General features: G+C 55.0%; 9 protein-coding genes. 5 read left to right on the forward strand and 4 right to left on the reverse strand.

Annotated elements, in window-relative coordinates:
• Positions 1-2 precede the first annotated feature (2 nt).
• Positions 3-827 carry a biotin--protein ligase gene (locus VF260_02180; GenBank protein HEX7055992.1) on the forward strand — a complete coding sequence of 275 codons (825 nt, stop codon included), beginning with the start codon at positions 3-5 and terminating at the stop codon, positions 825-827.
• Here the strand turns inward: VF260_02180 and VF260_02185 are convergent.
• Positions 805-1,557, reverse strand: a complete 753-nt coding sequence (locus tag VF260_02185; GenBank protein HEX7055993.1) for an alpha/beta hydrolase-fold protein — start codon at positions 1,555-1,557, stop codon at positions 805-807. The genes VF260_02180 and VF260_02185 overlap by 23 nt on opposite strands.
• Positions 1,558-1,877: 320 nt before the next feature.
• Between VF260_02185 and pdhA the strand changes: the two genes are divergently transcribed.
• Genes pdhA through lpdA form a run of 4 tightly spaced genes read left to right on the forward strand, consistent with a single transcriptional unit; the run spans position 1,878 to position 6,740 of the window.
• A complete protein-coding gene (gene pdhA / locus VF260_02190) occupies positions 1,878-2,918 on the forward strand; it encodes a pyruvate dehydrogenase (acetyl-transferring) E1 component subunit alpha (protein ID HEX7055994.1) in 1,041 nt (346 codons plus the stop codon).
• Between the two features lie 6 nt (positions 2,919-2,924).
• Positions 2,925-3,905, forward strand: a complete 981-nt coding sequence (locus VF260_02195) for an alpha-ketoacid dehydrogenase subunit beta (protein HEX7055995.1) — start codon at positions 2,925-2,927, stop codon at positions 3,903-3,905.
• 54 nt (positions 3,906-3,959) lie between these two features.
• Positions 3,960-5,324, forward strand: coding sequence for a dihydrolipoamide acetyltransferase family protein (locus VF260_02200; GenBank protein HEX7055996.1), 1,365 nt, complete (start codon positions 3,960-3,962; stop codon positions 5,322-5,324).
• Between the two features lie 3 nt (positions 5,325-5,327).
• Positions 5,328-6,740, forward strand: coding sequence for a dihydrolipoyl dehydrogenase (gene lpdA / locus VF260_02205; protein ID HEX7055997.1), 1,413 nt, complete (start codon positions 5,328-5,330; stop codon positions 6,738-6,740).
• 407 nt (positions 6,741-7,147) lie between these two features.
• On the opposite strand, the gene VF260_02210 is transcribed toward lpdA, so the two are convergent.
• The 3 genes from VF260_02210 to VF260_02220 are packed head-to-tail and all read right to left on the reverse strand — an operon-like array spanning position 7,148 to position 10,748.
• Complete coding sequence (locus VF260_02210; GenBank protein ID HEX7055998.1) at positions 7,148-7,738, reverse strand: NADH-quinone oxidoreductase subunit B family protein; 591 nt, start codon at positions 7,736-7,738, stop codon at positions 7,148-7,150.
• Positions 7,739-7,770: 32 nt separating this feature from the next.
• Positions 7,771-9,276: an NADH-quinone oxidoreductase subunit C gene (locus VF260_02215; protein ID HEX7055999.1), complete on the reverse strand. Its 1,506-nt coding sequence runs from the start codon at positions 9,274-9,276 to the stop codon at positions 7,771-7,773.
• 5 nt (positions 9,277-9,281) lie between these two features.
• Entirely contained in the window at positions 9,282-10,748 is a 1,467-nt protein-coding gene (locus VF260_02220) for a hydrogenase 4 subunit F (protein HEX7056000.1), read from the reverse strand.
• Positions 10,749-10,821 lie beyond the last annotated feature (73 nt).

Genomic DNA, 10,821 nt, shown 5'->3' on the forward strand with positions numbered 1-10,821 from the left:
GAATGGTGAATGTTCCTTTTGCGGCAGCCGAATCATTGCAACTTGTGGATGTATCGGCGCGGGCGATGGATGAAACAATCTTGCTGCCGTTTGCCTTTGATGAACTGTATTGCCGCGGCGCTGCGCAAGGATGGGTGCCCGCCGTCCATATTTGGCGGCACAACCGCGCGTTTGTGCTGGGCTTGCGCGATCGGCGGTTGCCCTTTGCGGAAACGGCGATGCGCGAACTAACGGCGCAAGGCTACTCCGTTTGTGTGCGCAATTCCGGCGGCGCGGCGGTGCCCCTTGATCCCGGAGTGGTAAATATTTCGGCCATCATTCCGAAGCCGCAGGCGAAGGCGGATATACGCGCCGATTTTGTGGAGATGGCGCAGCTTATCCGGGCGACTGTCGCACGGATTTCCGGCCTGGCGATTAAAGATGGAGAAGTAGGCGGCGCCTATTGCCCCGGAGAATTTGATTTAAGCGCTGCCGGAAAAAAGTTTTGCGGCATTTCGCAACGCAGGCAAATCGGCGCCATTGTCGTGCAGGCGTTTGTGAACGTGGAAGGAGATTCCGGAAAGCGCGCGGAAGCGGTGCGGCATTTTTACCAAACCGCAAGCGGAAAAGTACCGGGCGAACAGGAAAAGTCTTACCCGCTTGTGGTCAAGGACATGATGGCCAGCTTGTCCGAATTTGACCCTGCCATTACCGTGGATAAGTTTACCGTTGCCCTCATCAGCGTATTGCAAGAGCGCATTGCCCTTTCCGTTAAGGCATATCCCCCGGAACTCAAGGCAAAGCTCGGACAGACCATTCAACTGCTTAAAGAGCGCTACGACCGTTAGTCCGATGCAAAAACAGCAGCAATCCTTCCGGCAATTCGCTTTGCCACAAGCCCCATGTATGTCCTCCCGCTTTTTCGCGGTATGCCACTTCCGCTCCCCGCTCCACAAGCAATTTATGCGTCAGACGATTGTAACCGAGAAAATCGTAAACTCCGGTTTCCGTCTTGACCGCTGTTTCGTCCGCGCCGATCAGCATGTACATATGCAGGTGGGACAGGTCGTGGAATGCGGCTATTTTCCCCTGCGTTTTCGGCAGGAAAGCGCCCGACAACGAAATAATACGCCGAAAAAGGTGCGGCGCATCAAGCGCAATATGCAGCGATACGGTTCCCCCTAACGAGTCGCCCGCCAAAATCCGCCTGTTCGCCACGGCATCAACCGCGTAGCGCGATTCGATATACGGCACAAGTTCCTCGGCAAAAAACCGGGTGTACGCGACAAAGCGCGCGCCGTAAGGCGAATATTCGGCTGTGCGCACCTTTTTGTCCACACTGATTCCCACAATGATTACAGGTTCGATGCGTTCTTCCAAAATCAACCGGGTCGCATGCGTGGCAATCCGCCCCATACTGAAGAAATCGTCGCCGTCCTGGCAGTAGATGACCGGATAGCGGCTTTTTTCGTCATAGCCGGGCGGCAGGAATATTTTGCACTCGCGGACTTCGCCAAGCAGCGCCGAGTTGATTTGTTCTTTTGCCATTTTGCGTTTATAAATTAGCGCTTCATCCATTCATGAAACCTCCTCGGTTGGGTGAAACTACAAGCTGGTTGGGCAAACGCCAAATTTTTGATTTTCGTGTGACTTTTTTAACAGTTTATATAGACATCCAGGTGACTGTATTATATAATTTAAATACCTGTTATACAAGTTAATTTACAGCATAGGTTGCCAAATAGGAGTTATTGACGAATTAGTTTTATATAACAGATCATCTTTAATTGTACTACAGCTTGTGAATTTAACCATCCTTTATCGAGGTGATTCGCATGAATAGTGTCAAGGCCAAGGAATTGCAACAGATTCAGTACGCGGCGATGCAGCCGATCACGATGTTTTCCATTTTGGATAATCAGGGCAACGTCAAGCCAGGGGCCGCTGCGCCTGAATTGACGAACGAGCAGCTGCGCGAGCTGATGCGCAGAATGGTGATTACCCGCATTTGGGACCAGCGCGCCGTCAGTTTGGGCAGACAGGGACGGCTTGGTTTTTATGCGCCTGTCTCCGGGCAGGAAGCGGCCATGATCGGCAGCCAGTTTGCGTTGGCGAAAGACGATTTCATTTTGCCGGGGTACCGCGATATTCCCGAATTGATCTGGCATGGGATGCCGCCCCATATGGCGTTTTTGTATTCGAAAGGCCATCAGCAAGGCGGACAATTTCCGGCGGACTTTCACGGCTTGATGCCGCAAATCATTATCGGAGCGCAAATCGTGCAGGCTGCGGGCGTGGCCATGGGCCTGAAAAAACGCGGCAGGAAAAATATCGCGATCACTTATACGGGCGACGGCGGCAGCTCGCAAGGCGACTTTTACGAAGGGATGAATTTTGCCGGCGTGTTTAAATTACCGGTCATCTTCTTCGTGCAAAATAACGGCTACGCCATTTCCGTGCCGCGGGAAAAACAGACCGCAGCCGCTACGCTTGCCCAGAAGGCAATAGCGGCGGGCATAGCCGGCGTGCAAATCGACGGCATGGATGCGCTTGCCGTTTACCAGGCGGTAACGGACGCCAGGGAAAGGGCGCTGCGCGGCGAAGGGCCGACGCTGATCGAAGCGGTGAATTACCGGTTCGGCCCGCATTCGTTATCCGGCGACGACCCGACCCGCTATCGTTCGAACGAAGAGAAGGACGAATGGGAGCATAAGGATCCGTTGCCGCGCCTGCGCAAATATTTGCAACGTTTGGGCATTTGGAGCGAAGAGGACGAGACGAAAGCGATTGACGAAGGCAAGACAATGGTAAACGATGCGATCAAGAAAGCGGAAAGCGTCGAGAAAATGACGATTCCGGGGCTGATTGACACGCTGTTTGCAGTTACTCCGGAGTATTACCAGGAACAGGCCGCAGAGTTTGCGAAACAGGAGGGCTGACGGAAAATGGCGCAAATGACGATGATTCAAGCGATTACCGACGCGATGCGGGTAGAATTGAGAAGAGATGAAAACGTGCTTTTGTTTGGCGAGGACGTCGGCCATTACGGCGGCGTGTTCAGAGCGACGGAAGGTTTGCAAAAGGAATTCGGCGTAGAGCGCGTATTTGATACGCCGCTTGCGGAATCGGGCATCTGCGGCCTGGCGATTGGTCTTGGGCTGCAAGGGTATCGCCCGATTGCGGAAATCCAGTTTGTCGGCTTTATCTTTGAAGCGTTGGACTCGATCATCAACCAGGCGGCGCGGATGCGTTTCCGCTCGGGCGGGCGCTACCACAGCCCGATCGTTTTCCGCACGCCGTTCGGCTCGGGGGTTAAAGCGGCGGAATTGCATACCGACAATCTGGAAGGCCTGATCGCGCAAAGCCAGGGTATCAAAGTGGTCATTCCGTCCAATCCTTACGACGCGAAAGGGCTGTTGATTTCAGCGATTCGCGACGAAGATCCGGTATTTTTCATGGAGCATATGAAGCTGTACCGTTCGTTCCGGCAGGAAGTGCCGGAAGGCGAATATACGGTGCCGATCGGCAAAGCGAATGTGGTGCGCGAAGGGTCGCATGTCACGATTATCACCTATGGAGCAATGGTGCAAACTTCGCTGAAAGCAGCCGAAGAAATCGAGAAATCGCGCGGCGTCAAAGCGGAAGTGATCGATTTGCGAACGGTCAGCCCGCTGGACATGGAAACGATTATAACGTCGGTGAAAAAGACGAATCGCGCCATCGTGGTGCAAGAAGCGCAAAAATCGGCGGGTATTGGCGCGGAAGTGGTCGCCCAAATCAACGAAAAAGCGATTTTGCATTTGGAAGCGCCCGTTTTACGCATTGCGACGCCGGATGTGCCGTTCAACTTCCCGATGATGGAAGAAGAATTGGTGCCCGATGTAAAACGGATTATCGACGGGATGAACCGCGTGCTGGATTTCTGAGTTTGCGCTTACGAAGCCTGATTGCTGACGCAAACCGTTTAGGAGGTTTTACCTATGGCGTTATTTGAATTCAAGCTGCCGGATGTCGGCGAAGGGATGCACGAAGGCGAAATTGTGAAATGGCATGTCAAACCTGGGGATACGATAGATGAGGACCAGGTGCTTTTGGAAGTGCAAAATGACAAGGCGGTCGTAGAGTTGCCGACCCCTGTTAAAGGTGTTGTAAAAGAAATCAAGGTTCCCGAGGGCACGGTCACGACTGTGGGCAGCGTGCTTGCCGTGATTGACGCGGAAGGAGCGCTGCCGGCTGCGGCGGGCGGCGGTCAGGCTGCCGAAGCTGCGCCTGCGGAGCCTGTTCCCGCGGCATCCGCGCCGGCGCAGCAGGCTGCGCCACCGCAACCGGCGCCGGCGATTCCGCCGGCAGCCGCAGTACCGCCGGCGGCGGCTCCCGCGCCCGCCGCGCTGAACGCGGCCGGCAAGCGGGATGGACGGGAAGTGTTGGCTACGCCAAGCGTCCGCAAACTGGCCCGCGAAAAAGGCATCGATCTTGCTTCCGTTATCGGAACAGGCAAACATGGTCAAGTTACGCGCGAAGATATTTTGAACTATCAGCCGAATGCCGCGGCAGCGGCGGCTCAGGCCGAACAAGCGGCGCCGTCCGCCCAGGCACCGCAGGCTGCGCAAGCGCCGGCGGCAGCCGCACCGCAGGAAACCTTCGCTGCGGAAGAACGCGTTCCGTTCAAAGGAATCCGCAAGGTGATTGCCGCTGCCATGGTCAAATCCGTCTATACGGCGCCGCACGTTACCGTGATGGACGAAGTGGACGTGACAAGACTGGTGGAATTCCGCGAAAAGATGAAGCCGCTCGCCGAACAAAGAGGCGTCAAGCTGACATATCTGCCGTTTATCGTCAAAGCGTTGATCGCGGCGGCGCGGAAATTTCCGGTTATCAACGCGTCGCTTGATGAGGAAGCGGGCGAGATCGTTTATAAAAAGAACTATCATATCGGCATAGCCACCGATACGGACAACGGCTTGATCGTGCCGGTCGTCAAAGACGCCGACCGCAAAAATCTGTGGACGATCGCGAACGAAATCCGCGATCTGGCGGCCCGGGGCAGAGACGGCAAACTTGCTCCGCAGGAGTTGAAGGGAAGCACGATTTCGATCACGAATATCGGATCGGCAGGCGGTATGTTCTTTACGCCGGTAATCAATTATCCGGAAGTCGCGATTTTGGGAACCGGCCGCATTACCGAAAAACCGGTTGTCAGAAACGGCGTGTTGGCAGTAGGCAACGTGATGGCGCTGTCGTTAAGCTTTGATCACCGCATCATTGACGGCGCAACCGCGCAGCATGCTCTAAACCATATCAAGCAACTGCTGGAAAATCCCGATTTGTTCGTGATGGAGGTGTGATCGATGGTTGTTGGAGAAGTGACAAATGAAGTTGACGTGTTGGTGATCGGCGCCGGTCCCGGCGGGTATGTTGCCGCCATCCGCGCCGCACAGCTTGGCAAATCGGTTACAGTCGTGGAAAAGGACGAGGTGGGCGGCGTATGCCTGAACCGCGGATGCATTCCGTCCAAAGCGTTGATTTCCGCCGCGCATAAATATGAAACAATCAAGGATTCGGGCGAAATCGGCATCAGCGCCGAAGGGGTCAAAGTCGACTTCGCCAAAGTGCAAACATGGAAAAACGGCATCGTCAAGAAATTGACCGGCGGCATTTCCTCCTTGTTCAAGGGAAACGGCGTTCAGGTTGTGAAAGGCGAGGCGTTTTTCACGGCGCCGAACGAAGTGCGCGTTGCCAGCGAATACGAAGGAGCGCGTTATCGCTTTAACCATTGCATTATCGCGACCGGTTCGCGTCCGATTGAATTGAAAAGCTTTCCGTTTGGCGGCAGAATCTTGTCGTCGACAGAAGCGCTGGCGCTTACGGAGATCCCGGAAAGCCTTATCGTCATCGGCGGCGGTTATATCGGCACGGAACTTGGGCAAACGTTCGCCAAGCTGGGCACAAAACTGACGATTCTGGAAGGAACGGACTCGATTTTGCCCGGCTTTGAACAGGACGCCACCAGGCTCGTCGTCAAAAACCTGACGAAACTGGGCGCGGAGATCGTAACCAATGCGATGGCGAAAAGCGCGAAGCAGACCGATAAGGATGTTACGGTAACTTATACCGTCAATGGCGAAGAAAAGAGCGTTACCGCCGAATATGTGCTGGTTACGGTCGGACGCCGTCCCAACACCGACGAGTTGGGTTTGGAAATGATCAATTTGCAGAAAAATGAACGCGGCTTTATCCAGGTTGACGACAAAGGCCGCACCAACATCCCGAATATTTACGCCATCGGCGATATTGTTGCCGGACCGGCGCTCGCGCATAAAGCTTCTTATGAGGGAAAAGTCGCGGCCGAAGTGATTGCCGGGCAGGCAAGCGCCGTCGATTACAAAGCCATTGCCGCCGTTGTCTTCTCCGATCCGGAAATTGCCGGAGTCGGCTTGACAGAGGCGCAAGCGAAGGAAAAAGGCCATAACGTCGTGGTCGGGAAGTTCCCGTTTGCCGCCAACGGGCGGGCGTTGTCGCTGGGGGCGGCGGAAGGCTACGTCAAGCTCGTGGCCGACAAAGAAACGGGGCTGGTTCTGGGGGCGCAAATCGTCGGACCGGAAAGCTCCAATCTGATCGCCGAAATCGGCCTGGCCATCGAAATGGGCACGACTTTGGAAGATATAGCGCTCACCATTCACGCGCATCCAACCTTGGGAGAAATCGTGATGGAAGCGGCGGAAGGCGCGCTCGGCCAAGCGATTCACCAGATCAACAAGTGAATACGAAATAACATGACGCCATAACGGCAAATCGTCAGATGTTTAATGGAGTTGGGGGAATCCCCAACTCCATTTGGCTTTGCTCAGTCGGTTGCGCTAACGGTCGTCTAACGGGCGCAGGAGCCGCTATTTGCCGTTTCCATGTCCGAATATCCACTAGCGTTGCATCAAACTTTTGCAAACCGGCTCCTTTAACGGCAAAAATGTCGATAAACCGCCTCATGCATGCAGGAAATCCTCCGGTATAAATGCAGGAAAAATCGTTTATCAGATCTTATGTCGGAAAAACTCACATATAAATTGACTGTTTTTCAGCTATTGGCAGTTTTCGGAAAATTATGCGGGAGGTTTTCCAGTATCATTTTATTTTTGCGTAAATTCGCCGAAAATAACGGGAGGTTTTCCCGTTATTTTCGCAATTTCTCCGTTTTCTCCACCGCCGTCAATATTCCGTGCAAAATTTCCCGGGGTGAGGGCGGATCGCCCGGCACATAGACGTCGACGGGAATGATTCGGTCCACTCCGCCCAAGTTCGCATACGTTTCGCCGATCAGATCGTCGCCGCACGCGCTTGAGCCGACAGCGACCACAAGTTTGGGCGACGGCGTGGCGGCATACGTTTTGCGCAGCGCTTCTTCCAAATTCCGCGTAACGCCGCCGGTAACCAGCAGCATGTCGGCATGGCGCGGCGAAGCGACAAAGTCGATGCCGAACCGCTGCACATCATATACGGGGTTCAGCATTGCCGCCAACTCCCATTCCGCCCCGTTGCAAGACCCGGTATCCACATGCCGCACGTGCAGCGAGCGCCCGAATGCCTTTTTGATCGCCTTAGGCAGCCGCTCCCGCAACTCGCTCAACGCTGCCGAACTTTGTGCGGCCATATGCTTCTGCGCGGTTTCGGCAAACACCGCCGCTTCTTCCGGCGAAAGCGCGAGATGTTGCGGATTGGCGGTTCCCAAGCCGTATTTCCATAATCGTTTGATGACAGCAAGCAAGTCCATATCCCCCTTTCATCCGGGATCGTTGATTAACGGTCACAGCAGGCGTAGCATAATTCAAAACTTTTGTTGATCAGCGGAAAATCGGGCACGATCGTTCCGGGAACGCATAACGGCACAACCGGCCAGTTGGCATAGGCCGCGGAACGGACACGATAGCGGAAAATCGCGTTGCGTTCGCCGGTCATGACAAAATGCACGTTTTCTCCCCTTGGCGACTCCGTGATGCCGATCCCGTACCGATAGGCCGGCAAGTCGCCGATTTTCCCCGCGATTTCGCCGTCCGGCATTTTATTGATGATTTGGTTGATCAGCGAAACCGACTGCCCGGTTTCCAAAGCCCGCATGTTAAACCGCGCCAGCACATCGCCGCCCGATTGCAGCGGGACCTCGAAGGCAAGCTGCGAGTAAGCGGCGTACGGATGGTCTCGGCGCGCATCGACATCCACTCCGGAGGCTCGCGCCGCCGGACCGACCGCGGCAAACTTCCTGACAATATCGGCCGCCAACACTCCGGTGTTCGCATATCGGTCTACGGCGATGCCGTTAGCCAACACATCGTTTGCGACTTCGCCGGCATTTTTGCCGATTTCTTGCGTGAGGCGCAAAATCTCTTGCAGTTGCCCGTCGTCCAAATCGCGAGCAACTCCGCCCAAGGCGATTGTCCCGCGCAGATATCGATGGCCGGTCATGCGTTCGTTTAGCTGCAGCAGCATTTCTTTCAGCCTGGCCCCATGGTTGGAACCATAAGCAAACCCGATGCCGGCGCAAATGTTGCCGATATCCCCGACGTGGTTGTACAGCCGCTCCATTTCCGCGAACAGCATGCGCAAATACTGCGCGCGCGCTGGAATTTGCGCCCCGGCGATCTGTTCCACCGCCTGCGCGTACGACATGGCATGCGAAACGTTGCAGACCGTGCAGATTCGCTCGGCCAACCGCAAACCTTTTTCAACATCCATATTTTCGCTTTTCTTCTCAATGCCGCGGTGCGTGAAAAATACTCTCGTCTCCAAATGCAATATCGTATCGCCCATCACCTGAAACCGGAAATGCCCCGGTTCGATCACCCCGGCGTGAATCGGGCCGACCGGCACTTCAAACACGCCTTCGCCTTTAACGAGCGGGTATGTAAAAGCGGACTCCGTGCGCGGGATAAATGTATGGGACGTAAAATCTTTGCGCAACGGATAGATTCCTTCCGGGAACCGGTCATGGAAGATCAAATTGCGCGGGTCGGGATGACCGTCGGGTACGACACCCATTAAATCGCGCGCTTCCCGTTCATACCAGGATGTTGCAGGCAGCACCTCGGCAAGGGACGGATAGTGCGGGTCCGCTCCGGGCACGATCGTCTCCAGGCACACAAGTTTTCCCGCATCTTTCGCAAAAAAGTAGCGCAGCACAAACCGGTCGACGCCGCATTCTTTCTCATCGCTTGCAACCATCGTGAGAAAGCGCAACCCTTGCCCGGCTAAAGATGCGTAAGCGGCTGTTAATTCGGTTCTCTCCGTGCGCAATGTTTCGATTTCCACGAAAATCAGCCTCCTGCCATGATCGTTGCGGCTTGCCGGATCAGTTGCGAGACGGCGGGCGGGATATACAGGCCGAATACCGCAACAAAAAGAAGCGGAATCATGAGCGGCCATACGGACCACCGGCTCAAGCTTCCCGCGGCCGGCTTGTCTCTCGGCACGCCGAACGACATTTTGCCGATATGAAAAATCATGGCGCCGAAAATAAACGCAACAAACGCCAGCATGATCGACGCAATGTAGGGATGCCCTGCGGAGAAGCCGGTTGCGATAATGGAAAATTCACTCGTAAACAGGCTGAACGGCGGCACGCCGGTGATCGCCAATGTGCCGAGCAACAGCAAGGGCCCCGTAATCGGCATGGCGGGCAAAACGCCGGTCACGCGCCCGATTTGCTTTGTATGATAAGTTTGGTAGATGTTGCCCGCCGTCAAAAACAACATCGATTTTGCCATCGAGTGGTTGATCATCTGCAAGAGCGCCGCAGCATACCCCATAACTCCTCCGAAACCGATGGCGACGGCGATAATGCCCATATGCTCAACGGTGGAAAAAGCAAGCATCCGCTTGTAATCCTGCTGCACGACGATAAAAGGAAACGCCACAATGATGGACAAAAGTCCGAAGCCGATAAATAAATGCTGCACCAGTTCCATACCGACGGAATGGCCGGCGATCACGGAAAAACGGATAAGCCCTAGCAATGCGCAGTTGAGCAGCACACCGGACAAAATGGCGCTGATCGGCGACGGCGCCTGGCTGTGCGCGTCCGGCAGCCAAAAGTGCAGCGGCGCGAAACCGATTTTCGTGCCCAGCCCGACGAACAGAAAGACGAACGCCAGGCTGACCATGGATGGCTGCAGCTTAATGCCCGGTTCTTTCAGGAACGACCAATTCAAAATTTCCTTCGACGCTCCGAGCGTATCGACCGCCGAGGCATACAGAATGATAACGCCCAAAAGGGCGACCGCGATCCCCGCGCTGCAGAGCATCAAATATTTCCATGCCGCTTCCAGCGTTTCGCCTTTGCGGTACAATGCCACGAGGAACGCCGAGACGATTGTCGTCGCTTCGATCGCCACCCACAACAGCCCCAAATTGTTTACGGTGCAAACGCACAGCATGGCCGCGATAAACAGATGATACCACAGGTAATAATGCCTAAACTGGTTTCCGTCAACCGCGCCCTCCCGGCGTTCGCGGCGCATAAAGCCGATGGAGTGCAAAGAGGCGGTTAAGCCGACAATCGCGATGATGGCAATTTCGATGGCGCCTAAAGCGTCCACATAAAAAAATTGATTGGCGCCGACCACGGTTCCGTAAACGGCTACATCCCATACAAGCCAGAGCGCGAGCGCAGAAGTTATCGCGCTTCCGGCAAAATGAATCCATTCGATGATCCGCTCCCGCTGCAGGGCGAAGCATGCCAGGGCAGTAACGGCAGGTGTAAGCAATGTCATAAACGGCAGCATGTTGGTTGATTCACCCCTTCAGCCTTCGCAGCCAATCCGTGCTGATGCTTTTAAACGTCTGATTCATCCGGTA

It is taken from the genome of Bacilli bacterium, assembly GCA_036381315.1.
Taxonomy (GTDB): Bacteria; Bacillota; Bacilli; order Paenibacillales; family KCTC-25726; genus DASVDB01.